This window comes from Paenibacillus sp. N3.4, from assembly GCF_008017805.1.
Lineage (GTDB): Bacteria > Bacillota > Bacilli > Paenibacillales > NBRC-103111 > Paenibacillus_E.
The window spans coordinates 1-25765 of record NZ_VRTT01000049.1; the positions used below are offsets into that span (position 1 = coordinate 1).

Consider the following 25765-nt stretch of genomic DNA (forward strand, 5'->3'; position numbering starts at 1 on the left):
GAAAAAAGAAGCTGTAAGGCCTAAATCATGCTTACAGGAGGCCGCGGGCAGAAAAGCCGTTCTGTAAGCACGGAAACCATCTTACAAGTGATGAAAAGGACGAAAGAGGTAGAAAAAAGAAGCTGTAAGGCCTAAAATTGACCTTACATGCTACCTTGAGCAGATGAGTGGCTAGAGGGCTTTTATCTTTAGTCGCTTGTGGTGGAAGCAGTAAGCAAAGGATGAGTAGCATGCAAACCATAGTGGACTGAAACCGTTAGATGCCATTTTGCTTAGTGTAGAAAGAAATGCATGAACAGCAACGATCCTATTAACACGGTTATAGCGACGACAATGGACACAGTGAGTACAAAACGAGCTTTGAAGATGGAAAGCAGCATGAAGGTGCTTTTGACATCAATCATCGGGCCAAAGACTAGGAAGGCGAGTAGCGAACCAGTGGAGAAGGTCGACGAGAAAGAAGAAGCCACGAAAGCATCTGTCGTGGAGCACAGTGAGAGCAAGAAGGCAAAGCCCATCATAAATACGTGAGAAATGAAGGGTCCTTGGCCAATTGTTGTTAAGCTATCTCGCGCAACGAAAGTTTGAATAAGTGCGGTCAGGAGTGCGCCAAGCATCAAATATTTGCTCATTTCGAATAGCTCGGTGGTACCGTGGCTGAACATAGTCATGAGACGGCCGCCGTGTGAGTGATCATGTCCGTGTCCATGTCCATGTCCATGTCCGTGTCCGTGTCCATGTCCATGTCCGTGTCCGTGTTCGTGTCCGTGTTCGTGTCCATGTCCGTGTCCATGTCCGTGTTCGTGATCGTGTCCGTGTCTGTGATCATGTCCATGTCCGTGATCATGTCCATGTCCGTGTCTGTGATCGTTGTCGTGATCGTGTCCATGTCCATGTCCGTGTCCTTGTCCATGTCCGTGTCCGTGTCCGTGTCTGTGATCATGTCCGTGTCCGTGATCGTGCCCGTGTCTGTGATCGTGTCCGTCCACGTGCCCATGCCCATTATGCTCACGATGTTCGGCTTGGTCAGGGATGGCATGACGCAGTGGATTGCTCTTCAGGAATCGGGTCAAAAGAAGTCCGATGACAAGAGCAACGCCGAATGTAAGCCCCATACGCGAATATGCCATTTCCGGTGCTTTCCGAAAAGCGATGAACGTCGAGGCGAAGACGATGGGGTTCAGAATCGGACCGACCAGGATGAAAATAACGGCAATATAGACGGGCATCCCTTTGTGCATGAGGCGGCGAACGAAAGGGATCATGCCGCATTCACAGAGAGGGAACATAATGCCAAGAACGCAGGCGAATAAAATGCCGCCAATCGGATGCCGCGGTGTCATTCGACGTATGAAAGCTTCAGGGATGAAGTTTTCAACCACCGTGGATAAAATTACGCCTAGCAGCATAAAAGGCAGGGCATCGAGAAAAATCGCCATGAAAGCGGCGAAAACAAGCTGAGTTTCGTGAATGAACAAGCCCATGTGGGGAAGCTCTCTTGTTGTTGCTATCAGGATGATCAGAAGTACGCATAGGGTCGTGGAGACAGGCAGGCTCCACCGGTATAGAGTCGATGACAATGAATGACACCCCTTTGTCCGAAGGATTGGATATGCTTCTATCCTATGTACGAAGGTGATCGGATAGGACAATGTCCTTAGTTGACATTAGGGGGTCAGGGTGTATAATAATAGAAAATCAGTAAGCGATGATAGGAACAAGTATGTTTGTGTCCCGTTTCTCAGAGAGCCGGTGGTTGGTGCGAACCGGTGAAACGAGCAAGCCGAATGGATCCTTGAGCTTGAGGCTGAACGCAGATAGAGGTTGCCGGGACCTAGGCCGGACTAACATCCTCATTTGTCCAAGTATGCCAAACGGTAGCTCCCCGTTATCAGAGCCTGAAGGTCTTACAGCATGTTTCATTTGCTGACAGACAAATTAGGGTGGTACCACGATCTCTCGTCCCTTGCGGCGAGAGGTCTTTTTGTTGTTTTTTAACGTATGAACAATAGGAGGAATTGTCAAATGAAACGAGTATTATCAGGTATGCAATCCAGTGGACAACTGACGATTGGTAATTATATTGGTGCGCTTCGCAATTATGTAAAACTGCAGCACTTGCATCGTTGTTATTTTATGGTGGTGGATATGCATGCCATTACCGTTCCGCAAGATCCTGCGGCTCTGAAAGAACAAACGGAATCAGCAGCTTCCCTCTATGTAGCGGCAGGGCTTGATCCGAATAAGGCCTCCATCTTCTTGCAATCTCATGTACATGCTCACGCGGAGCTGGGATGGATTATGACTACCTTGACACATATGGGTGAGTTGGAGAGGATGACACAGTTCAAAGATAAATCAGAAGGGAAGGAATCTATCGGTGCTGGTCTGTTCACTTACCCTTCACTGATGGCGGCCGATATCCTCTTGTATAATGCTGATCTTATTCCTGTGGGAGATGATCAGAAGCAGCATTTAGAGTTAACTCGCGACTTGGCTAATCGATTTAATAACCGATTCGGTGAGATGTTTGCCATGCCGGAGGCTTATACGCCGGAGATCGGCGCGAGAATTATGTCCCTTGACGATGCCTCCAAGAAAATGAGCAAGAGCAGTGCTAACGCAGGCAGCTTTATTGCTATGCTAGATGGTCCAGACGTCATTCGTAAAAAGTTGAGCCGTGCTGTCACGGATTCAGGCCGTGAGGTGAAGTTTGATCCGCAGAACAAGCCTGAAGTCAGCAACTTAATGTCCATATACTCACATTTTGCTGAGATGAACATTTCTGAAATTGAAGCCAAATATGAAGGGCAGGGCTACGGTCCTTTCAAAAAGGATTTGGCTGAGCATCTTGTAGCTGTTCTGGAACCCCTTCAGCAGCGCTATTATGAAATTCGCCGATCAGGTGAAATTTACGATGTGTTGAAAAAGGGCGCCGAGGAAGCAGCAGAAGTGGCAAACCAAACCTTATTGGAAGTCAAAAAACGTATGGGCTTCGTAGTTTTGTAGACCTTCTTTCTCACGGTATCTTCCCAATTAAACGTCAAATACAAAAGACCTAGCGGGTTTGAATACATCCGCTAGGTCTTTTGCATTTGATGCTATTGCCGAGAATTCCTTTTACGAATTTTCGCTTTGACGACAAAGCCATATCCGATAAATCCTAATGAAAGGATAGAACAAACAAGAACCAGCCAAGGTTGTTTGAGGGCAATAAACAAACTAATGGAGGCGAGCAACAAGGTGCCTACAAAAGCGAACAGGAATGCAAGTGGTTTACTCATTTCATATGACCCTACTTTCTTTGAAAATGAACCTTACATCTTATTTTAAACTTTTTTTCACGCTGTGCATATAAATTCATTTCCTCCACATACTATCTTTGCAAGCTTGCAAATACATCAAAGATTATAGCTGACTGAAAGGAGTCTGATCCTTATGGGTACAGGACAATCTCGTAGCAGTAACCAACTGGTAGTTCCACAAGCCACTCAAGCTTTAGATCAATTGAAATATGAGGTAGCTCAAGAACTGGGCATCCAAATTCCTCAAGATGGTTACATGGGCTACATGGCTACTCGCGATGCAGGCGCAATCGGTGGTAACATTACTCGTCGACTCGTACAAATCGCCGAGCAAACGCTGGCAGGCCAAGGAAGTAATTTCCGCAGCTAGTAGCATGACTCGTCTATAGTTTTTGCTTTAATATGAAGCCCAGAGGATTCGTCCTCTGGGCTTTTGTAGTGTGCCAAATGCGCGTTAAAAAGACGCGTATGATTAACGCGCCTTGCAGTTAATAAAGATCGACTCGCAGCTTCTTCTCAAGCCTTGTATCATTCACCCAGCCCACATAGGAGTCAAGGGTTTGGTAATTGTGATCCATGAGGATAACACCTACAAATGGATATTGCTTTCGATGACGATAACGCACGTCGGCCCATCTGACCTCGTAACCCCATCTATGCTCTTTGACTTCCGCGCAGGTGAAGGAAGAGAAGTAAAGCAGGGCTTGAATGTCCTCGTGATTCTTTGACGCCTCAATAGCCGGATGGTCTTCGCATTTGATGGTGTCCATCCATTTCAGCTTAGCATTTTTCAGTTCACCGAGCTGGTAGGTACCGTCTGTTCGTTGTTTGACAACGTTCCACACATACAGGTTGAATGTTACAATAAGCGTGTATTTGTCCCCTGGTTGAAATGTCGGATCTTTACGGTAGAGTCCTTTTTGTATAATGTAATGGTCCAATGAACGCCATACGTAGTAAATGGCAATGATTCCGTACAGGGTTGGGAATATGAGTGTAGGCATCGCAACATGGAATGCCCACATGAAGATCGCGGCAATATGACTCGAAAAATAAAGGGATCAAAGATGTGAATGATGTTCCACGATACCCACTTCTCAGAGAAAGGTCGGATCGCTTGTGTGCCATATGTGTTGAAGCAGTCAGTAAAAACGTGAAAACAAACGGCAATGCCTACCCACATACCCACATGTAATAAAGGGAGTCCGTGGAAGAAGAGAGCAAGTGCTCCGGTAATCAGCAGTGTCCATAGCAGCAGAGCTGGTAAAGAGTGAGAACGTCCGCGATGATTACGGATGTAAGTGGCATTCCCCTTGAAGCGGAGAAGCCCGTCCACATCAGGAATCTGTGAGCCAATGACCGTTCCGATAAAAACGGCAGTTGTAACCGCTGTGTCCGCTGAAACGGTCGGATCAATTTGCGACAGTCCTGCTAACCCTAAACCAATAACAAGATGTGTGCCTGTGTCCAATTGGGTTTCCTCCTAAGAGTTTTCTGTAGCAAGCGAAGTGAAATTGATCAGCCTACATGTAGTTTACTGCGTTTCTTACTAGTTTACCATTTTGGAGCAAAAAATAAATCAGAGGGAGATCTAAAAATGTGCAAAGTTTTTGTAGAGTATGCCATAAAATCCGATTATAGAGAGTCCTTTATCATCTATATGCAGGAGTGGATGAAGCGGGAAGGGCGATTAGAGCTGTTGGAAGGAACGGATCAGAAAGAACTTTTTGTAGAAATTTGGAATGATGTTACTTACGAGGAGTATATCTTTTTGAAACAGGAGCGTTTAGAGGACAGTGATTCCTCTGCACAAGGGAATTGGGAAAAATGGGTCGAAGGCGGAAAACGGAAAGTACATATGTGGCATTTTAGTCAAGTAGTCAAATGAGTAAAAAAGCAAAAAGCCGCTGCTCTGAATAAGAGCAAACGGCTATCCAAGGCATATCTACTATCTTGGTTGTGGGCCCATACCACCTGCAAAAGGGTAAGAATATTGGAGTTCTTCGTCAAACGTAATGTAGTCAAGATTAACCATGAGCAATAAGTAACGCATACCGGTAGCTGGATCGCTGATGATAATGTGATCGCGTCCCGCGGCTTCCAGTCTGCCTTTGAAAATTTTGGCATTCCATTCGGAATTATTTTCGTACGTCATGTAAATCGTTGCCATTTTTCCAAGATTCAAACGGAGAATGTTCTCAATAAAAGATTGCTCGAGTGGTAATTGCCCAGGCATATTTAGGCCTGCTTGTGTGGTTCCGCCGGGAGATGGAAATGTGGAACCGCTAGGAATAGTAGGCACGACATTGTTCGTAACAGCCGTAGGTACGGGATAAGCCGGATACGGATATCCGTAAGGGGACTGCATGTTAGCTTGGTTGCCAATCTTGTAAGGGTTGTTCATCATAATCGTAATCCTCCTAGGGCTTTCTGATAGAAAGCCTTCTTCGTAAGTAGTTTTTTCTTTGAAGCCGTGGAGCCGCGTTCCTGTTTAATGAGCTAAATTAACCAAACGTGCCAAATGCAGCAGGGCAATCATTGAACGTGGGTGAGAAGAAGCAGTGTTTTTTGTAGCGTCCTGAATGCTCTTGGTTATACCAAGAGCTAGGGCATTCTCCTGTTGGTCTGAAGTACCATAAGGAGTTCGTTGCTGGGAGAAACCGCTCGCCGTTTATTACTTTTTGGGCCAAACGGATTTCAGGCTCGCGTGCGCGTTGATAGAAGTAGCCTTTTTGCGTGGCTTCGAAGCCGCCGGGACTTTGGAAGACCATTTGAGGAAATGGTGCGGATGTTCTTAAAGTCCAAACAATTAGCACTTAATACGGTTGATACCCACGTTGCCAACCATCAGCATGCCTATATCTCCTTCACCTTCGGCCTCGGCTCGGAGCAATCTGGCTAGTTTCCGCGTGTCATTCGTATTCGCTTTAATGACTGCCGTCTGTTGTCATTCACTCCTTTTTCCATAATCATCATATTGTGCTCCTGCCTATTTGGTGACTGTTTACGGTTCAATTTTGGAATAAAAAAAGCTCCCAACGAAGGGAACTTAATGAAGTAGAAATTTATAACCTACGCCCCAAACCGTTTTAATATATTTCGGTTCTTTGGGATCAGTTTCGATTTTTTTGCGGAGATTGGCAATATGCACATCAATGGCACGTTCCGTCACGTAGGAATCAAAGCCTCGTACGCGATTTAACAGCTCTTCACGATTGTAGACACGTCCTTGATTTTGCCAAAATAGTTTCATGATTTCGAATTCAGAGAAGGTTGTCTCGATGATTTTATTATGAACAAAAAGGCAGCGTTTCTCAATATCCAGTTGGACAACTTGCTCACTCGCCGCTGCAGCAGCAGATGGTTGGGAAAGAAAAGCGTGTGAGCGTCTTAGCAACGCTTGTATCCTTGCTGATAATTCTCTCATCGAAAACGGTTTGCATAAGTAATCATCAGCTCCCGTTTGCAAACCTCTGACGCGGTCCGATACTTCATTTTTGGCGGACACCATCAGAATAGGAACTGTCGATGCGTTACGGAAGGTACTGCATAATTGGATACCGTCAACGTCAGGCAGCATGATATCCAGGACAATCACATCAGGTTTAAAATCATGAAACAGCTCTTCGCCTTGTCGGCCGTTTTCTGCGCGTTTCACTTCGTAACCTTCTTCGTACAAATAAATGGACATCATTTCACCAATACTCAAATCATCTTCAATAATTAGAACTTTAGACATAAACGTTCCCCCTCCTTTTCCTTCAAAGGTTCGGTGCTCGGTATGCCAGACGCAACATTCGATCCTATATGTTCATGTTAACATTATCCATTTTGTGACGTCCAGTTTATTACGAAAGATTTAATGAATTAGTTGCAAGAAAAAGAAGCTGGATGGTACTTGGTTCCTAATTTCTTAGGTCAAGTTATCCAGCTTCCTATAGTAGGGTGAGTCATTCGTCTCCAGATCATACAGTCAGATGCTTTCTAACTTGTTCTTCACTCAACTGTGCCGCATTCCCTTCAGCGGCTATGGTTCCTCGATCGAGGATATAGTAGTAGTCGGCGATGCTCACAGCAAATTCTAAGCTTTGTTCGACTAGCAATACGGCAATTTCTCGATCATTCTTGATTTTTTCAATAATGGCTTCAATGTGCATGACAATAGACGGCTGAATACCCTCCATAGGCTCATCGAGCAGAAGCAGCTTAGGCCCGGGGGCTAATGCACGTGCAATAGCTAATTGCTGCTGCTGCCCACCGCTGAGATCGCCCCCTTTGCGGTGCAGCATTTCTCGGAGAACCGGAAAAGTCTCGAAGAGTGAATCGGAGAGCTTCTTCTTCCCGTCTGTCGCGGCTTCAAGACCCAGCAGCAGATTTTCCTCTACAGTAAGCTGGGGGAATATCTCACGGCCCTGAGGCACATAACCTATTCCTAGTTTGGTACGGCGGTCAGGAGAGAAGGAGGTGATGTTCTGTCTCTGATAATGTATGGAGCCTGACTTCGGGTGAATGAGTCCCATGATACTTTTCATAAGTGTAGATTTGCCAACACCGTTTCTCCCCATTAAGCAAACGACTTGCCCTGGCTGCACGTGCAGATTCACGTGACGCACGACCATGCTCTCCCCGTAACCTGATTCGATACTCGCTAGCTTAAGCACCGCGCTCCACTCTGCTTCCTAAGTAAACTTCTGCCACCTGATCATTCTTTTGGATATCTTCCATGGATCCTTCGCATAGAATGGTGCCTTCATGCAGAACGGTAACGGTTCTGGCGAATTGACGAACGAATGCCATGTCATGCTCGACAACGATGATGGTCTGATTGGCTGATATTTCGTGCAGCAGTTCACCTGTCTTTTCTGTTTCACTATCGGTCATACCGGCGGCAGGCTCGTCAAGTAAAAGAAGATCGGGCTCCTGCATGAGCAGCATGCCAATTTCGAGCCACTGTTTCTCTCCATGAGAAAGCGATCCCGCACGGTCATTCACTTTGCTGCTCAGGCCAATCATTTCTAATCTATGGTGCAGCCTATCTCGTTGTTCAGGAGTTGTCTTGGTCCAGAGAGCGCTGAGCAGGCCGCGCTGTTGTTTCATGGATAAGGCCAGATTCTCGAAAACAGTCAATGTGGAAAAGACGGAAGGAGCTTGGAATTTACGGCCGATGCCGAGTCGAGCAATTTGATGTTCTTGATGTTTCGTGAGGTCGATTGAATTCTTGAACACAACCTGACCTTGTGAAGGCTTCACTTTCCCGCAAATGACATCCAGGAGCGTAGTTTTACCTGCCCCGTTCGGTCCAATAAGAAATCGAAGTTCGCCATATGGCAAAGAAAAGTCTAGATTGCGCAAGGCCTTGAATCCGTTAAAATTAACTTCAACTCCCTTTACGCTTAAAATTTCTTTGTTGGTAACAGGTTCTTGCATCGCAAATGGTCCGTGCATGGGATTGTTCCTCCTTCAAGTTTCATAAAGTCTGCGTTGAGGTATGATTTAGTTTGCTTCATGTGAAGTAATGGGCTTGGGAAGCAAACTTCTTTTCCAATTTGTGGCGTAATGGGTAAGGTTCCAACAATACCTTTGGGCAATAACAGCACAACAATGATAAACATAGCTCCCAGCATAATCGGCCACCAGGCCGGATAAGCTTCACTAAAGGTTGTTTTGGCTGCATTGGTGACCAGTGCGCCCAGCACGGCGCCCCCGATCGTTGAGCGTCCGCCGATAGCCACCCATAGGACCATTTCAACGGATGGAACGATTCCCATTTGGGCAGGTGAGATAATGCCTTCTTGAAGGACGAAAAGAACACCGGCAAGTCCAGCTAGGCCCGCAGATACACAGTAAATAAATACTTTATATGTGACAGGATTGTAGCCGATGAAACGAACCCGATTTTCACCATCGCGAATCGCCGTTAAGATGCTGCCTAAACGACTGGAAACCAGCAGACTGCAAAGAGCAAGAACGAGAATAACTACGGCAAGTGTGATATAAAAAAATAACAATTTGGTCGTCGGTGATTGAAGCTTCAGGCCTAGGAAAGTGTTGAAGTTCGTGAGCCCATTCGTTCCACCCGTGTAGCCTTGCTGCCCTACAAATAAGGTGACCGTTATAATAACAAGCGCCTGTGACAGGATGGAAAAGAAAGCTCCCTTACTTACAAGATTTGGATTACAGCTTATGATAAAGTGGGAGTTGAGTTCATGTCAATATACATGACACAAAAGAGTTTTAATTTGTTGTTCATGCACAAGAAGAGCATTATTGTTTGTTTTTTTCATATAAATACGAAGAATGACTTCGAATTCCTTGTTTTAAATGTTATAAAATATTACATGAAATATTTACATGCTTGGAATTCACGATATAATAAGTCTATCAAGTATCCAATATTCGGTTTTTGAAGAGGTGAAGACGTGCATCTAACGGAACGAGAAAAAGAAAAGCTGCTCATTACGGTGGCAGCAGATGTAGCTCGACGAAGACTCGCCAGAGGCTTGAAACTAAACTATCCGGAAAGCATGGCCCTACTATCGTCTGAAATTATGGAAGGCGCAAGGGATGGATTAACGGTTGCAGAACTGATGTCATTTGGAACAACGATTCTCAAAGCAGAACAAGTGATGGAAGGTGTGCCTTCCATGATCCATGAGGTTCAGGTAGAGGCTACTTTTCCCGATGGAACGAAGCTTGTTACTGTACACCAGCCAATTGCTTAACGGTCTGTTAAGCCATTCCGATTAGGGGCGTGAGCGAATGAACATGGGAAGAGGTGAAAGGATGATACCGGGGGAATATCGTACAGGCAAAGGGTTTATTGAAATGAATGTAGGGAGACAGACCATTGACATCTTGGTCACAAATACAGGGGATAGACCTGTACAAGTGGGTTCCCACTTTCATTTTTTTGAAGTGAATCGCGCATTGGCGTTTCCGAGGCCTATGGCGTTCGGTATGCGTTTAGATATTCCGGCGGGTACGGCAGTTCGCTTTGAGCCTGGGGAGCAGAAGCCCGTTCATCTTGTAGAATTAGGCGGGTCCAAGCGATCTTATGGGCTTAACAATTTGAGTCAAGGTGCGGCTGTCAAAGGTACATTGCCTGACAAGGTCGAGGAAAGATGGCAAGCATGGGAGGGGAACCAAGGTGAATCGAATAGATCGTAAGAGCTATGCGCTAATGTTTGGTCCAACTACGGGCGATGCTGTTCGTTTGGCAGATACAGAGCTTTGGGCGCAGATTGAGCATGATTACACTCAATATGGCGATGAGTGCAAATTCGGCGGAGGCAAGGTCATCCGCGATGGCATGGGCCAATCCAGTGGAGCTACGCGTGACCAAGGCGTGCTGGATACCTTGATCACGAATGCGGTTATTATGGACCACTGGGGCATTGTCAAAGGCGATATCGGTATCAGAGACGGCCATATTGTTGGCATCGGTAAAGCAGGGAACCCGGATATTATGGATGGCGTTCACCCGAATATGATGGTTGGGGCAAGCACGGAGGTTATTGCAGGCGAGGGAAAAATCGTGACAGCTGGGGGCATCGATGCTCATATTCATTTCATTTGCCCCCAGCAAATCGAAACCGCCTTATCCTCTGGTATAACGACCATGATTGGTGGAGGAACAGGACCTGCTACCGGTACGAATGCGACGACCTGTACGCCGGGTGCATGGCATATGCGCCGCATGCTGGAGGCTGCGGAAGCTTTTCCCATGAACCTGGGGTTTACAGGAAAAGGGAATGCCTCCTTTCTCGCACCTTTGACCGAACAAATCGAAGCAGGAGCTATAGGCCTGAAACTGCATGAAGACTGGGGGACGACCCCTGCGGCCATTGATACATGCTTGGAAGCAGCAGACCAGTACGACGTTCAAGTGGCCATTCATACAGATACTCTAAATGAAGCGGGATTTTTGGAAGATACCTTGGCTGCCATTAGAGGGCGAACGATCCATACGTATCACACGGAAGGAGCGGGTGGCGGTCATGCGCCGGACATTATCCGGGCATCTGCCGAGCTTAACGTTCTGCCTTCTTCTACAAACCCGACACGCCCCTTTACGATTAATACGATTGAAGAGCATTTGGATATGCTCATGGTATGCCATCATTTGGACAGTCGTATTCCGGAAGACGTTGCTTTCGCGGATTCACGCATTCGTCCAGAAACGATTGCTGCTGAGGATATTCTGCATGATCTTGGCGTATTCAGTATGCTCAGTTCTGATTCACAGGCGATGGGACGTGTGGGAGAGGTTATTATTCGCACCTGGCAAACGGCGGATAAGATGAAAAAGCAGCGGGGACCGCTTGCTCCAGATAACGGAGAAAACGATAATTTTCGGATCAAACGCTACATCGCCAAATATACAATCAATCCTGCGATAACGCACGGAGTTTCCCACCTTGTTGGTTCTGTTGAGCCTGGTAAATTTGCTGACTTAGTCATATGGAGTCCCATGTTCTTTGGTGTTAAGCCAGATCTGGTGCTCAAAGGAGGCAGCATCGCCTATGCGCAAATGGGAGATCCCAATGCCTCTATACCAACGCCACAGCCTGTCTTCGGTAGACCCATGTTCGCGGCATTCGGCAAGGCGTTGACACAAAGCTCGATTACCTTCGTATCGCAAGCCGCCTATGATCGCGGGATTGCCAAATCGCTTGGATTACAAAAACGTGTGGAGCCGGTAAAAGGCTGCCGCAGCATTACGAAGAAAGATATGATTCATAATGACGGTACTCCTTCTATTGAAGTAAACCCAGAAACTTATGAAGTGAAGGTGGATGGGGAAGTCATTACTTGTGAACCAGCGACGGAGCTCCCGATGGCGCAGTTGTATTTTTTATTCTAAAAGCTTGGCAATTGCTTGACTGAGGTGACGAGAATGACTGAAAAGACTGATGATCATGTGACCGCGCCCTATCACTGGCTTGCTTATCAACAGCTATTGGATTCCGCCTTGCCGATTGGGGGCTTTTCCCATTCCTTCGGTTTGGAAACCTTGGTGCAGCAGGAGAGGTTAAAGACGTTTGAAGATCTGGAAGGCTACATGCGAACGATGCTTGCCCATAGCTGGGCGTCGTCCGATGCCATGGTCATCAAAGCGGCCTATATCCATATTCCGAGGGAGGAGTGGAAACAGCTTTGGGAAGTGGATCACATGCTTCATGTCCAGCGAGTATCCAGTGAGGCCCGAAGTGGAGTTCAGAAGATGGGGCGAAGGCTGCTCCAGCTATCACGTTCCATATACCCTGAGCTGAACTGGCTTCCCCTCGATGAAGCGGTGAGCAGTCAACGATGCAGCTCGAACCATCCAATCGTTCATGGATGGGTGAGCTATCATCTGGGTGTGCCGCTGAACCAAGCGGTCGAAGGTTATTTATACAGCTGTATTGTGACCTGTGTTAACAGTGCGCTGCGATTGATGTCGATGGGGCAAACCCAGGGGCAGATACTCCTTGCAAAGCTATTGCCGATAACAGGCAGCGAGTGGCAGCGGGTAGCGCACCTGGATCCGTTGGAGGCATACACGAATACGCCTTCAGCAGATATGGCAATGATCCAACATGAAACGCTGTATTCGCGATTGTTTATGTCTTAGCACTCAGAACTTACTATAATATCTTAGGGGGAATGGCTATGTGTCAAGGTCAAGGTCAAGGTCATCATCATCACCAATGGGAGAAGCCAGCCGTGGATCGAAGCCGTCCTATGCGTATCGGTATCGGAGGACCTGTCGGCTCAGGAAAAACGGCTTTGGTGGAGCGGCTAGCCCGTAAGCTTAATGATCGTTACAGTATTGCAGTGATTACGAACGATATATATACAAAGGAAGATGCCCGTATTCTGATCAGCTCAGAGGTACTTCCTGAGGAACGTATCATAGGCGTGGAGACAGGCGGTTGCCCGCATACTGCAATTCGTGAAGATGCTTCGATGAATTTCGAAGCGATTGAGGAGTTAGAGAAGCGATTCGACCATCTCGATATTATTTTCATTGAGAGCGGTGGGGATAATTTGGCGGCGGCATTCAGCCCGGAATTGGTGGATCGCTTCATCTATATTATCGACGTTGCGCAGGGCGAGAAAATCCCGCGTAAAGGCGGTCCCGGCATTATGCGCTCAGATATGCTCGTGATCAATAAAATCGATTTGGCCCCTTATGTGGGGGCGAGCCTCGAGGTCATGGATTCGGACACGAAGAAGATGCGCGGCGAAAGACCTTATATTTTCTCTAACCTGATGGGCGGGGCAGGCTTGGACGATATTGTCACCTGGGTGGAAACGGAGTTTAGCCATGCCTAGGGTAACCGGGGAGATGAAGGCTGAATTTGCGGTGCGCAGCGGATTGACGCAGCTCGTGAGCAAATATCAGATCTCCCCGCTCAAAATCGCCAAAACGTTTCGTTACGAGAACAAAACGTTGGACCCTGATATGCCGCCTATGGATCAAATTGGCGTCTATATGATGGACTGCTCCCCGGGACTTATGTCGGGGGATCATTACGAAATCGACATGCGCCTGCAGGAGGGCGCGCGTGTTTTTCTAACGAACCAGTCCTTTACGAAGGTTCATCCATCCCTATTGGACGAAGAGGCCTCGCAGCGGCAGGTCCTCTATTTAGCTGCTGAATCAATGCTGGAGTATGTTCCTGAACCACTTATGCTTTATAAGGAAGCTAATCTAACTGCGGAAATGGAGGTTCATCTTGGATCTGGTTCGATCTTCATATTCACAGATGTGTTATGCCCCGGCAGAACCCAAAGAGGCGAAGTTTTTCAATATACATGTTATAAGAATAAGGTGAAGGTATGGTATGACAATGAGCTTATTTATTATCAAAATCAAAAGATTGAACCAAACACGATGGAGCTTTCCTTACCTGGCTGCTGGGAGGTTCAATCCCATCTAGGGAATCTATATGTATTCTCGGATCGTCTGAAGCAAAAACATCTTGAAGAAATCCTGACTAAGCTGGAGCTGCTTAAAGATGTAGAAGTGCGAGTAGGAGCGAGTCTAACTTATAAATATGGTTTGATTGTTTCTATTATGGGAAAACATGCTTGGGAGCTTCAGCATGCGTTGACAGCAGCTTGGCATGAGATTCGCCGCTCTTTATTATCTTTAACGCCATTAATGATTGGCAAATAACACGTTATTGCCTTAAAAAAGAGCCATGCAGGCTCCTTTTTGCATGGAATCGAATGATGAGAGCATTTTCCACGCATACTGGAAGGTAGAATCGACAATATGATGACAACTGGGTGCACTTCATTGTCAAATGGGGTTCAGGTTGGTATGATGAGATTGTTCATAAAGATCATTCGGAAGTTTGATATAGAGGAGGGCATTTTACGTGGAAAATCAAGTAAGCTACGAGGCAGCTTCAAGTGGCTCAGCACAAGCTTCTGTTCGCTCAGAATCCATAGACAAGGGCGCAACTCAAGCGTCACATGGACGTGTGACCCTGAAAGATTATTATCGCTTGGTGAAACCGGGCATTATTTATTCGAATTTGATGACAGCCTTTGCTGGTTATTGGGTCGCAGCCCGATGGGATGTCAATTGGGTTCATCTTCTTTTAACGATGCTGGGAACAGCTCTTGTGATGGCAGGAGGAACAGTCCTTAACAATTATTTGGACCGTGAAATGGATGCCAAAATGGAGCGGACACAGGATCGGGCGCTTCCAAGCGGAAGAATGACGCCTAATTTTGTTTTAGGATATGGTATCGTACTGGCGATCATTGGTTTAGGTGTTCTCTACTTCGGAGCACAATCGCCTCTGGCCACTTGGGTTGGACTCATTGGATTGTTCCTGTATGTATGGCTGTATACGGCTTGGTTCAAAAGAACTTCGGTGTGGAGCACATTCGTAGGAGCCTTCTCTGGGGCAACGCCTCCGGTTATCGGTTATTGTGCGGTTAGCGGCACATTCGATTTAGGAGCTATTCTGCTCTTTGCCTTCTTATTCTTATGGCAGCCGCCGCATTTCTGGGCACTTGGGATACGACGTATGGAAGAATATCGCGCTGCGGGATTCCCTTTATTGCCGGTTGTGAAAGGCTCCTATGTCACGAAGATTAGTATGGTGCGTTATGTTGTTGTGCTCGTTCCCGTGACAGTGATGATGACAGCCTTTGGTTACTTAGGTTATTTGTTTCTGTTTGGATCTACGGTACTCGGATTAATATGGGTTTTCATGACCATTAAAGGCTTCAAGGCAACGGGTGATGCTGAGGTCGTCTGGGCGAAGCGAATGTTCCTGTTCTCTATTATGTATTTGACTCTCTTATCGATCCTTATGGTGATCGATACCGTGAAGTAAGCGAGGGATGTAGACGTATGAGCACCTTTTTTGAAAAGAACTGGTTTAAACTGGCGTTAGGCGCTATTCTGATCGCGATGATTGCCTCCTTTGCCTATAAATTATGGGTAAATGGCAGCGAGCCGGACAAGCGTCTTCTAGCCATGAAGGCTGCGCCGGCTATTCAATTGCAAGACTTGGACGGTAAGTCGGTGACATCGAAAGATTTGGACGGCAAGGTCAGACTCGTGTACTTCTTTTATTCATTCTGTCCTGATGTGTGCATGCCAACGACGTATTTGCTAACACAAGTACAGGATGCTTTGAAAAAGAAAGATTTGTTCGGAACAAAAGCTGAAATTGTCTCGATTTCGGTCGATCCAACCCGAGATACACCGGAAGTGCTTCGAACTTTGCCAATCAATTTGAATCCAAACCGGATGCTAAGGGCTGGATGTTCCTCCGTGGCGAGGAAGCGAAAGTTCACAAGCTGGCAGAAGATTTCGGTATTATGGTCATTAAGGAGAAGGACGGTAATTTCTCCCACTCCAACGCTATTTTGCTGGTCGACCCTAAAGGGATGATTCGCAATTATTACGACGCAAGTAATCCGCAGCTGGATGCGGATCATATCGTCAAAGACGTTATTACCTTATCTAAAGGGAAGTAGTCATTTTTTGATTTTGCCATTATTCAAAAGCAGGGTCTGGGTCCGGGTATATAATATACTCATCCAGCCCTGCTTTTTCTAATTGCTGAATGATATATTCTTCGGGTGTTCCTTCAACTCCGGCATAGCCTTTACGCGTATAAATCTGTTCAGAGTCCGGGAACGTATCGCGGAGCAGGAAACGTATTCGTTTGCCGGAAGAATCGTTGTCTGTAAATATATAGACTTGTTTCTGACCTACCTTCTTGGCTAATTCATCAAGTGTTAGGGAGCTTGGCGTACCGAATGTACAGAGAATTGTAACGTTCTCGTCAACCACTCGCTTTAAGCGGCTTTTGTCGTTTTTACCTTCTACAATGATAGCTATCGACATGGGATCTCCTCGATTCACGTTTTTTGTAGTATAACCCGTTTTCGAGAGTGATCCAAGGGTTCATTGCGATATATGGGTAAACGATTTGGCGTCATTTCCCGGGAAATGACACGGATTGACAGCAAGAAGACGGCTTGGATAGCCAAGCCGCCTGTATATGGATCGGATTTTCAAAGGATTATGTCGCAACTGGAACTTTGAATGTTCGTAATGGTAACAACGAGAGGGCCAACATTAAGACGAAGAAGGCTATGAAATAAGGGGATAGATGATCGCGAAGCTGTCCGGCCAAGAGAGGGCCAAAAAAGGCACCGACCGAGTAAGAAATCGAAAGCAAGGAAAAGACGCGGCCATAGCGATTACTGTTAGTTATGCGGGCTAGAAGAGCGGCGAGAGCCGGATAAATAATTCCTTTCGCCATTCCAATGAAAAATAGCGAAACCGTAAGAGGGATTGGCCAGTTAATGGCCAAACCGAAGAAAATGGCAGCAAGCGAGAAGCTTCCGCCTACGGTTCGTATAAACGGAGAAATTTTGTTCAGAAACCAGAAACTGATACTGCATAAGGCGCCTAAGCTGACAACGGTGAAAAAAACACCGGAGGTCATAATCGAATTCCGTGCGGATTGCATAAGTGGAAGTTCAAAGAAAAGGATGCCCTGTGAACAGGAGAGCGCCATTGGAATAAGAAAAAATAACCATGGAATAGAAGCGTTAGCGGCAGAATCCGAGTCTTGATTTAGCAGACTATGGTTATGAGGATCTAAAGCGAGCGATTGATCCATGGCGTTGGCCAACAGCTTTTTTTCTTGCACTCCAAAGATAGCCAGTATGCCGGTTATAATGAGGGTCCAGCCCAATACAGAGAATGCCGTTGTAAAGCCGATTTTGGCGACTAAGATTGCACCCGCAGCAGGCGATACAACGGAAGCTAAGGTATGGACAAGTCCATTGCCAGCCATGAGCTTGCTTTGATGAATCCTATCTTTGGCAATTCGAGCTAATAAAGATAAGCATGCAGGGGATAAGAAAGCGAGGACAAAGCCGCTGATCGAGCGAATGTATAACAAGTGCCAAGGATCTTTCACATTAGATTGAAAAAGCAAGATGATCCCTGCTACAATCAGGCTTAGGACGATGAACGCCTTGCTGCCGTATTTATCCACGCCGAAGCCGGCAAGTAAATTACCAGGCAAGTGTGTAAGGGAGTATACGCCCATGATTAACCCGATGAAAGAAGGCGCTGCTCCTAAGGATAAGGCGAAAGGGGACAGAATAGGGTACTGTGCGTGTAAATCAAAAAAAGCAACAAACATAAATAGGTACAACCAGATTGCTGTTCGCATGTTCTCATCACCTCCATGATTTGGACTTGTCTCTCCTTTAGATGTACGCCGCTCGTCCCACGGATATGACCTTTCCATACAAATGACACAATTGCCTAGGAGGGCTTGACAATGGATTCTTATTTGCTGATTTTGTTTGCGGCTGTAGCTATTTTCCTTGTTTTGCGGTTAAGGCACTCTTTTCGAAGAACAAGAGGCAGCGTAGATAAAACGGAAGAAATCCAAAAAAAGTTAATCGCATTAAGGAAAAAAAGGGATGAAGAATAAAGGATGGCTGTAGTATGATAGGTAGGACTTATGGATAATTAGGAGGGGTTAGGTTTGGATCAGTGGATTTCGTTTGCTCAAGATCGTTGGTACTTGATTGTAGGCGCAATTATTTTACTCTTCATCGTAATTGGAATCGTAAAAACAGTCATTAAATGGGTACTTGTCATAGTCATTGTAGGAGCTTTACTCGTTTATGGAGCTAGTTATAAGGATAAACTGATGGATATTGGGGCATCTGTAGCCGCGCAGGTTGGCGATGAAGTGAAAGCGAAGGCAACGACTGCCTTGATCTCAGAAGCCAAAGATGCTCAATTCAAAGCAAACCCGGACGGTTCCTTTCTTGTTACAACGAAAAGCTTGAAGCTGGAAGGTAAAGCAGGGTCAGATGACGTGAAAATCACGTTCCTCGATAAGACATTTACAATGAATGCCAATGCGGCGATCAATGCTTTCATCGAACAAGCCAAGAAGAACGCCAAATCTTAAAGGGCAGCTCGTAAGGAAGGGGTGGTGAGAAAATCATGACAGACACAGCATGGACCTACACACAATCAATGAATTTCATATCCATCCTGATTGTTCTGACAGTTGCAGGATCGATCCTTCAAGGTTTTTTTCGGGGGGGTTCAGGCTCTGCGAAGCATCTTCTATCTATGGTTACAGAAGCTATCATCGTGATTGCGGCTATATTTATTGCGTGGAAAGGTGTTCAATGGGTGTCTCCCTGGATTCAAACATGGCTGAAAGAACAGCAGTTGCAAGTTCCTCCGACCGATAGTGGTTTACTTAAGCAAACCTACTACACGTCTTTGACGAGCCTTCGCGATTTTCCGCTGCTGCGCTTTGGTGTGTTGTTCTTACTTGGTTATGTGATCGTAAAGCAATTGCTTAATGTACTTGCAGATCCTCTTCTCAGTCATTGGTTAGCGGGTCGCGATGTCTATAGAGAGCGCAGCAAATCTTTTATTAGCTCAGTCACTGGTGGAGCTATTGGTTCGGTTGCTGGACTTGCAAGAGCGCTTATCCTTATTGCAGTCTTATTTATTTACGTGACCCTTTTCCCCCATTCTTCGGTTACCCCTTATATTGAGTCTTCTCAGCTGTATCAAAAAGGTGCAAAGGAGGTCATTTCGCCGTTTACCGGTGATTTTATTGCCGACAAAGCACCAGTGTTCACGCGAGCAGTCGAACAGGAATTCACGAATATTTTACAACGCAAATATGAGGTTCTGGATGCCAAGGTTCCAAATAATATTGCGGATGCAGCCAAAGAAGTAACCGCCAGCGGTCATACGGATGAAGAGAAGGCCAAGCTATTGTACAAATGGGTCGGCAGCCGAGTCCAATATGACTGGAATAAAGTGAAGCTATATGAGGAGAAGCGCATTTGGAAGGAACAGACACCAGAGGACACGTTTAACACGCGTGAAGGTGTTTGTATCGACTATTCCAGATTGTATGCTCAGATGGCTAGATCGATTGGACTTGATGTGAAGGTAGTGACGGGGCTTGGCTATGACGGGCAGGGCAGTTATGGCCCGCATGCCTGGAATGAGGTCCACCTGAAAGAGTCAGATCGATGGGTACCTTTAGATTCTACCTGGGTTTCAAGCGGAGGCAATTGGTTCAATCCGCCGAACTTTGATCAAACCCACATTAAGGATGCTTAGTGCAATATACGACTTGTAGGAAGGAAGCCATTCTTTGATCATTCAAGAATGGCTTCTTTTTCATACCTTGTTAAATGTGGTACACTGAAATGGTGTGATTTCTATGGGATGAAGGAGCAAAAATGCGTAAACGACTTCAGGAATATACGATGATTTACTTGGATGCGGGGGATACTCTACTTACAATCCCGGCAGCCCAAACCATTCTAAAACAATATTTGCAACAGCGCTCCTTGGATCGCGATGAAGCTCATATCAGTGAACTTTTCACAGAAGCATTTCGTCAATTTTATTACGTGGATAAGAAGGACTCATTTGCCAAATGCACCCCCGAGTCAGATCGTGAATTCTGGGTAAATCTATATAAATATGTGCTTCACAAACTGGGCGTTCATGAGGAATGGACGGAGCAAGAAATTTACAACTGCTGCCATGAACTTTACGACATTTATGTGGCACCCGAATATTACGAGCTTTTTGATGATGTAAAGCCGTTTCTCGAACAATTGCGTACGAAGGGCTTTCGAATAGGGATTATCAGTAATTTTGCTCCTACTCTGAAAGCGATTTTAGAGAGTAAAGGGATTTTGGACTATTTCGATCCGGTTATCGTTTCGACAGAAGTGGGTTTAGAGAAGCCAGATCCAGCCATTTTCGAATTGGCCTTGCATCGGGCAGGTTTAGAAGCCAAGGATATTTTATATATCGGCGATCATGAAACGAATGATATTTGGGCGCCTAGCCAAGTTGGCATGGATGCTGTCAGAATCATCCGTTATGCGTATCATACAGGGGAAGGCATTCGCTCCTTGCTTGAAGTGTTCCATGAAGAGGCAAATGTGTAAGAAAGGATCTGAGAAGTGATGAAGTCATCCATTACGGATGATCCGAAGAAAAATGAAATCACCCAAAAGCGGCACTTTTCATTTCGGATCAATATATTTTTCTTTGTAACCTTTTTATTATTTTCCGTACTTATCGTGCGGTTGGCCATTCTCCAATTCGTTCAAGCCAAAGACTTGAAAGCGGCAGAAAACACGAATACGAATCAAACGAACAAAATTGCACCGATACGCGGTAATATTTACGATTCAACCAAATCACCGCTGGCGTACACGATTCCAGTGCAATCTCTGTTTTTTAGGATAGAACCTTCCCAAAGCGACAAGAGTGAAGTTATTGGCTTGGCCAATAAATTGAAAGATGTGTTTGATAAATATGGAAAAAAAGATGCCAAAAAGTTGACAGCTGCTGAAATTGTGCTTGCGATGGACCTTGGCTATGATATCAACCAAAATAAAGTGAAAGATCCCTTCTACAACGGGGTTCCTCGTAAAATTAAAACAGACTTGTCGAAAGAGGAAATAGCCTTTCTGTTAGAACACCGAGATGAGTTTAGATGGTTGGAAGTAACTGAAGAAAGTATTCGGACTTACGAGATGGACGATGATAACACAACTACCATCGCACCGCAGTTAATTGGTTATCTCAGAGCTTATTCAACAGAAAAAGCCAAAGAAATATATACGGATAACCCAAACAGCAAGGAGTATCTGGAGACGGAAAATGTGGGATTCGACGGCATCGAACGCATGTATCAAGATGAACTTCGCGGGAAAAATGGTTACAAAGTGTATCCCGTCAATGCATCGATGAAAATTATCGGAAAAGCAGCGGTTACGAAGCCCACCAAGGGAAATAATTTGTATTTATCCATTAATAAGGACATCCAGAAGGCGACGGAAAAAGCGATTAAAGATCAGATAGATTTCCTGCATACGCCTTACGCGAGGAACGATGCATTTATTTCTTATGGTAAAAATGCCGAAGCCGGTTATGCGGTAGCCATGGAAGTGGATACAGGACGTGTTGTAACAATGGCTAATTTCCCCGATTACAACTCAAATGATTGGACGGGCGGGATGTCGCAAGCTACCTTGGATAAGGTGGGTAACTTTATATACAATGGTTCCATTAGAACCGCGTATCCGAATTATACAGAAAAGGAACTTCCTAAACATCCGTCTTCAATTGTTTTTATGGGTTCGACGATCAAACCTTTATCGGTGCTGATCGGACTCACAGAGAAGCTGTTTTCAGCGAACGACACCTATTATGATTCCGGTACGTTTAGCTTTGGGAAAACTGGTAGTACAAGTTCGATTTCCAACTCCGGCAAAGTGGCCTATGGGCCATTGAAAGCGGCAGGAGCTATCGAACATTCATCCAATACGTATATGTCTGCGATGATAGGAATTCCATTTTATTCGAAATATGGCGGGGAAAATCCAGCAGTTACGAAAAAATGGGCAGAATATTTAGCTAAATTCGGGATTGGGGTTAAAACAGGCAGTGGACTGCCAGGGGAATATGCGGGCTCCAACGATTTTATCAAAAATGCGACAAAAGACAGTTACCAATCTGCCATGGTATATGCTTCTTGGGGTCAGAACGAAAAGACGACCACCCTTCAGTTGGCTCAATTTGCCGCGACTTTGGCTAGTAAAGGCAAGAGAATGAAACCGTTGTTTGTAGATGAAATTAGAAGCTTTGAAGGGGATTTGGTTAAAAAAATCGAACCTGAAGTGTTGGATGATTCCACAAGTTTGTTCGCTAAAGCGGATTGGAACACCATCATTCATGGGATGAAAAGTGGCGCAGAGGGAATCGACGAACTGCCTTACAACGTTGCTCGTAAAACAGGTACATCCACACAGGCCGTATCTGGCGGCACCATTGATAATGCGGTATTCATCGCTTTTGCTCCTGTCGAAAATCCGAAGCTGGCCGTAGCGGTAGTTGTGCCGGAAGGTGGATACGGACGTTATGGAGCCTCTCCGATAGCAGCCAAGTTATTTCAGGCCTACGACGCTGCGAATGATGGGATTTTGACGAAGCTAGGCGGCGGTAAAAATCATGGTAACCGAACGTTAGCATATGTGTGTAAAAAAGGAGCTTGCCGCGGCAAGCTCCTTTTTGGGGAGAATTTATATGTTTTTGGGAAATATTGATTATTATGAGTGGGTTTCGTAACAAAAAAATAAATAATCGACTACAAATGATCTGGCGGCCCATTTATTTGCTTTATTAATCAGATTTTGATCCCCTAAAAGAGTTTTTCGACAGCCTCAAAAACACGTTTACAGCGAAGGAAAAAGAGAGAACGGGCGGAATGTTGAGCTGTAAAGCTGTTTTTCCGCGTTACGGAAGGCAAGAGGTCCGCCAGCGACGCTGAAAGCACGAAAAACACGCTTACAGCGAACGAAAAAGAGAGAACGGGCGGAATTGTTGAGCTGTAAAGCTGAAAACAACCGTGTTTATGGATAGGACCATCAGTTCTCTGATGGTTTTTTTAGTCGTTTGAAGATAGTGTCAGCCTGCTTGCTGCATTATTGAGCTATGCCTTGGACTCATTTTCACGACAAGAAGGAGAAAAGCATCGGAATAGGCAAGGATTAGGGGTGTTCGATCTTATTTTCGTGACACAAGGTGCACTATATGCAGGAGAAGAAGAAGAGACAGGGGATCTAAGAGCAGGGCAATATGTTCTTTCATCATGCGGCCTATTACTCCAACTGCTTTCGTCACCAAATGGGCTGCTCGCGCTTGCTTTTCGAAAACAATACACACGAGAGTAACCGTTCCGTGCCCTTAAGCATATCCTACTGGAGGGAAAAGAAATTTCGTTTACCCTAAAAGTTGCGTTAGGTAAACAATTATGTGCAAGGGAAAGGCGGCGAGCGTTATGAAAAAAAGTCGGTTATCCTCATCCTTGAAACGACTGATCGTTTCCATCATTTTTCTCTAGGTTTTGGCTAATCCCGTGCTTTCATCGTATTTCCAGTATGACTGGCTGATATGTTATACTAATGTATCGATAGTCGAAGAGAAAGATTGAAGATGGCGCGGAGGAGTGAGTTTTACCATGTGTGGTATCACGGGTGTAATGTATTTTGAAGATAGAGAACCGTCTATTCCCATGTTGGAGCAGATGACAAGTGTAATAGAGCATAGGGGGCCGAATGATTCCGGCTTTTGGACAGATAATCGAATTGGGTTGGGCTTTCGCAGATTATCGGTTATTGACCTTAAAGAAGGTCATCAGCCTCTGGCGAATGAGGATGATTCCGTATGGATCATTTTTAATGGAGAAATTTATAACTATAAATCATTGCGCGGGATGCTGCAGGATCGTGGACATCAGTTCCGCACGCAAAGCGACACGGAGGTTATTGTTCACCTTTATGAGGAGTTTGGAGAAGAATGCGTCAAGCACTTGCGCGGGATGTTCGGCTTCGTCATTTGGGATCGGAAGAAAAAGCAGCTGTTCGGAGCGAGAGACCACTTCGGCATAAAGCCGTTTTATTATCATGTTAACGATCGGCAGTTTTTGTTTGGCTCGGAAATCAAGAGCTTGCTTGCTGCAGATGGCATGAACCGGTTGATCCATACGGACAGCTTGCTGAACTATTTGACCTTCCAATATGTGCCTGAGCCGAATACCATGTTCCATGGTATACACAAGCTGCCTCCGGCCCATTATGTGAAAGTAACCTTTGATGGCGAAATGTCTATACATAAGTATTGGGATCCGATGTTTGAGCCGGAAGAACGTCCGTTTGACGAGTATGTGGAACAGATCCGCGAAACGTTGAAGGATTCGGTTAAATACCACATGGTCAGTGATGTAGATCGCGGATGCTTTTTATCCAGCGGGATTGATTCCACGGCGATCGCAACGCATATGCGGAATATTGAGCCGATTCGCACGTTCTCCGTCGGTTTCGAAGGCGCCAACAACGAAACGCCGATTGCTGCCCAAACGGCGGCGGCACTGGGTACCGAGCATTATGACAGAATCATCACACGCGATGATTATTTTGCTGCTTTGCCGAATGCCATCTGGCATCAGGACGAGCCGGTTGCCGATCCTTCGGCGATCGCTTTGTACCATGTCGCCAAGTTGGCGCGCGAGCATGTGACAGTTGTTCTGTCCGGCGAAGGAGCGGACGAGTTGTTCGGCGGCTACCGCATATATCGCGAGCCGCATTCTCTGCGCCCAATCGAGGGGCTGCCACAATCGGTGAAGCGCATGCTCAATCGATTTGCGCGGGTGCTGCCGAGCAGCGTCAAAGGGCGCAATTATTTGTTGCGCGGTACGACTCCGCTGGAGGAGCGCTTCCTCGGTAACGCCAAAATCTTCAGCGAAGATATGAAAGCGGAAGTGCTGCGCCTCGATAGCGAAATGCTGAGAGCTTACAAGAACCCTATACAAATTGCAGGCGATTACTACAATAAGACCAAGCACCTTGATCCAGTGAGTCGGATGCAATATATCGATATGAACTTGTGGATGCCAGGCGACATTCTGATGAAAGCCGATAAAATGACAATGGCTCATTCCCTTGAGCTGCGGGTTCCTTTCCTCGATACCGCGATGTTTGATGTAGCACGCCGCATTCCAACGAAGTATCGTATTGCGAATGGTACAACGAAGTATATTTTCCGCAAAGCGATGGAAGGCATCATTCCGGATTTCATTCTGAATCGGCCGAAGCTGGGCTTCCCCGTACCTTTGCGCCAATGGGTACAAGGTCCGATGGGCGATATGCTGCTGGAGCAAATTAAATCCAGCGGAATTGAAGATTATATTAATACGGCAGCTGTTGAACGGATGCTCCAGAAGCACCGTAGTGGTCAGGGGGACTACGCCCGCCGTATATGGACGATCTATGTGTTTGCCCTCTGGCATATGACTTTTATGGAAGAGTTGCCGAAGAAAGTACTTGCAGCTTACTAAGCCTAATTGGAC

25 protein-coding genes, 3 pseudogenes and 1 other annotated feature are annotated in these 25765 nt (G+C 45.9%); of the genes and pseudogenes, 17 read left to right on the plus strand and 11 right to left on the minus strand.

The genetic code is table 11. The annotated features are described in order from the left end of the window. Positions 1-272 precede the first annotated feature (272 nt). On the minus strand, positions 273-1580 hold the full coding sequence (locus tag FU659_RS22325) for a permease (RefSeq protein WP_261807972.1): 1308 nt from the start codon (positions 1578-1580) through the stop codon (positions 273-275). 119 nt (positions 1581-1699) lie between these two features. Continuing rightward, positions 1700-1970, plus strand: a binding site (T-box leader). A gap of 55 nt (positions 1971-2025) precedes the next feature. On the opposite strand from FU659_RS22325, the gene trpS reads away from it, so the two are divergent. After that, positions 2026-3009, plus strand: coding sequence for a tryptophan--tRNA ligase (gene trpS, locus FU659_RS22330; protein WP_147949576.1), 984 nt, complete (start codon positions 2026-2028; stop codon positions 3007-3009). Positions 3010-3101: 92 nt separating this feature from the next. Here trpS and FU659_RS22335 read toward each other — a convergent pair whose 3' ends face one another. Further along, positions 3102-3284, minus strand: a complete 183-nt coding sequence (locus tag FU659_RS22335; RefSeq protein ID WP_147949577.1) for a DUF5325 family protein — start codon at positions 3282-3284, stop codon at positions 3102-3104. Between the two features lie 154 nt (positions 3285-3438). Here FU659_RS22335 and FU659_RS22340 point away from each other — a divergent pair, with 154 nt between their 5' ends. Then, complete coding sequence (locus FU659_RS22340; protein ID WP_147949578.1) at positions 3439-3675, plus strand: alpha/beta-type small acid-soluble spore protein; 237 nt, start codon at positions 3439-3441, stop codon at positions 3673-3675. Positions 3676-3793: 118 nt separating this feature from the next. Here FU659_RS22340 and FU659_RS22345 read toward each other — a convergent pair. After that, positions 3794-4776, minus strand: a pseudogene (locus tag FU659_RS22345) (metal-dependent hydrolase). A 126-nt stretch (positions 4777-4902) separates the two neighbouring features. On the opposite strand from FU659_RS22345, the gene FU659_RS22350 reads away from it, so the two are divergent. Beyond that, the gene (locus tag FU659_RS22350; protein ID WP_147949579.1) at positions 4903-5193 is read left to right on the plus strand and encodes a hypothetical protein; all 291 of its coding nucleotides are present in this window, start codon (positions 4903-4905) and stop codon (positions 5191-5193) included. A gap of 60 nt (positions 5194-5253) precedes the next feature. Here the strand turns inward: FU659_RS22350 and gerQ are convergent, their stop codons facing one another. From gerQ to FU659_RS22380, 6 genes and pseudogenes are all read right to left on the minus strand, one after another. Continuing rightward, the gene (gene gerQ / locus FU659_RS22355; RefSeq protein ID WP_261807973.1) at positions 5254-5712 is read right to left on the minus strand and encodes a spore coat protein GerQ; all 459 of its coding nucleotides are present in this window, start codon (positions 5710-5712) and stop codon (positions 5254-5256) included. Between the two features lie 97 nt (positions 5713-5809). Next, positions 5810-6237, minus strand: a pseudogene (locus FU659_RS22360) (cell wall hydrolase). A 117-nt stretch (positions 6238-6354) separates the two neighbouring features. Continuing rightward, positions 6355-7044: a response regulator transcription factor gene (locus tag FU659_RS22365; RefSeq protein WP_147949580.1), complete on the minus strand. Its 690-nt coding sequence runs from the start codon at positions 7042-7044 to the stop codon at positions 6355-6357. 226 nt (positions 7045-7270) lie between these two features. Beyond that, positions 7271-7966 (minus strand): urea ABC transporter ATP-binding subunit UrtE, encoded by a 696-nt coding sequence (gene urtE / locus FU659_RS22370; protein WP_147949581.1) that lies wholly within the window; start codon positions 7964-7966, stop codon positions 7271-7273. Further along, positions 7959-8750 (minus strand): urea ABC transporter ATP-binding protein UrtD, encoded by a 792-nt coding sequence (urtD, locus tag FU659_RS22375; RefSeq protein ID WP_147949582.1) that lies wholly within the window; start codon positions 8748-8750, stop codon positions 7959-7961. The genes urtE and urtD overlap by 8 nt, the downstream gene beginning before the upstream one ends. 116 nt (positions 8751-8866) lie before the next feature. Continuing rightward, positions 8867-9463, minus strand: a pseudogene (locus FU659_RS22380) (ABC transporter permease subunit); the annotation flags it as partial. A gap of 261 nt (positions 9464-9724) precedes the next feature. Here FU659_RS22380 and FU659_RS22385 point away from each other — a divergent pair. From FU659_RS22385 to FU659_RS22420, 8 genes are all read left to right on the plus strand, one after another. Next, positions 9725-10027 (plus strand): urease subunit gamma, encoded by a 303-nt coding sequence (locus FU659_RS22385; protein ID WP_147949584.1) that lies wholly within the window; start codon positions 9725-9727, stop codon positions 10025-10027. A 61-nt stretch (positions 10028-10088) separates the two neighbouring features. Next, positions 10089-10472 (plus strand): urease subunit beta, encoded by a 384-nt coding sequence (ureB, locus tag FU659_RS22390; protein WP_147949621.1) that lies wholly within the window; start codon positions 10089-10091, stop codon positions 10470-10472. A gap of 13 nt (positions 10473-10485) precedes the next feature. Then, positions 10486-12168, plus strand: a complete 1683-nt coding sequence (ureC, locus tag FU659_RS22395) for an urease subunit alpha (protein WP_397356303.1) — start codon at positions 10486-10488, stop codon at positions 12166-12168. Positions 12169-12201: 33 nt separating this feature from the next. Continuing rightward, entirely contained in the window at positions 12202-12918 is a 717-nt protein-coding gene (locus FU659_RS22400) for an urease accessory protein UreF (RefSeq protein WP_147949586.1), read from the plus strand. Positions 12919-12956: 38 nt separating this feature from the next. Continuing rightward, positions 12957-13622, plus strand: coding sequence for an urease accessory protein UreG (ureG, locus tag FU659_RS22405; protein WP_147949587.1), 666 nt, complete (start codon positions 12957-12959; stop codon positions 13620-13622). Next, positions 13615-14469, plus strand: a complete 855-nt coding sequence (locus FU659_RS22410) for an urease accessory protein UreD (protein ID WP_147949588.1) — start codon at positions 13615-13617, stop codon at positions 14467-14469. Before ureG ends, FU659_RS22410 begins: the two co-directional genes overlap by 8 nt. A gap of 205 nt (positions 14470-14674) precedes the next feature. Beyond that, positions 14675-15646: a heme o synthase gene (gene cyoE / locus FU659_RS22415; RefSeq protein ID WP_147949589.1), complete on the plus strand. Its 972-nt coding sequence runs from the start codon at positions 14675-14677 to the stop codon at positions 15644-15646. A 17-nt stretch (positions 15647-15663) separates the two neighbouring features. Further along, positions 15664-16209, plus strand: coding sequence for an SCO family protein (locus FU659_RS22420; protein ID WP_261807974.1), 546 nt, complete (start codon positions 15664-15666; stop codon positions 16207-16209). A 105-nt stretch (positions 16210-16314) separates the two neighbouring features. Here the strand turns inward: FU659_RS22420 and FU659_RS22425 are convergent, their stop codons facing one another. Continuing rightward, a complete protein-coding gene (locus FU659_RS22425) occupies positions 16315-16668 on the minus strand; it encodes a toprim domain-containing protein (RefSeq protein WP_147949590.1) in 354 nt (117 codons plus the stop codon). A gap of 178 nt (positions 16669-16846) precedes the next feature. After that, the gene (locus FU659_RS22430) at positions 16847-18013 is read right to left on the minus strand and encodes an MFS transporter (protein ID WP_147949591.1); all 1167 of its coding nucleotides are present in this window, start codon (positions 18011-18013) and stop codon (positions 16847-16849) included. Between the two features lie 111 nt (positions 18014-18124). On the opposite strand from FU659_RS22430, the gene FU659_RS35710 reads away from it, so the two are divergent. The 6 genes from FU659_RS35710 (at position 18125) to asnB (ending at position 25753) form a co-directional block, all read left to right on the plus strand. After that, positions 18125-18280, plus strand: a complete 156-nt coding sequence (locus tag FU659_RS35710; RefSeq protein WP_187274314.1) for a hypothetical protein — start codon at positions 18125-18127, stop codon at positions 18278-18280. Between the two features lie 54 nt (positions 18281-18334). Continuing rightward, positions 18335-18769: a hypothetical protein gene (locus FU659_RS22435; RefSeq protein ID WP_147949592.1), complete on the plus strand. Its 435-nt coding sequence runs from the start codon at positions 18335-18337 to the stop codon at positions 18767-18769. Positions 18770-18804: 35 nt separating this feature from the next. After that, positions 18805-19953: a transglutaminase domain-containing protein gene (locus tag FU659_RS22440; RefSeq protein ID WP_147949593.1), complete on the plus strand. Its 1149-nt coding sequence runs from the start codon at positions 18805-18807 to the stop codon at positions 19951-19953. 122 nt (positions 19954-20075) lie between these two features. Further along, positions 20076-20798, plus strand: a complete 723-nt coding sequence (locus FU659_RS22445; RefSeq protein WP_147949594.1) for an HAD-IA family hydrolase — start codon at positions 20076-20078, stop codon at positions 20796-20798. Positions 20799-20816: 18 nt separating this feature from the next. Next, the gene (locus FU659_RS22450; RefSeq protein ID WP_147949595.1) at positions 20817-22964 is read left to right on the plus strand and encodes a peptidoglycan D,D-transpeptidase FtsI family protein; all 2148 of its coding nucleotides are present in this window, start codon (positions 20817-20819) and stop codon (positions 22962-22964) included. 914 nt (positions 22965-23878) lie between these two features. After that, entirely contained in the window at positions 23879-25753 is a 1875-nt protein-coding gene (gene asnB / locus FU659_RS22455; RefSeq protein WP_147949596.1) for an asparagine synthase (glutamine-hydrolyzing), read from the plus strand. The last annotated feature ends 12 nt before the right edge of the window (positions 25754-25765 follow it).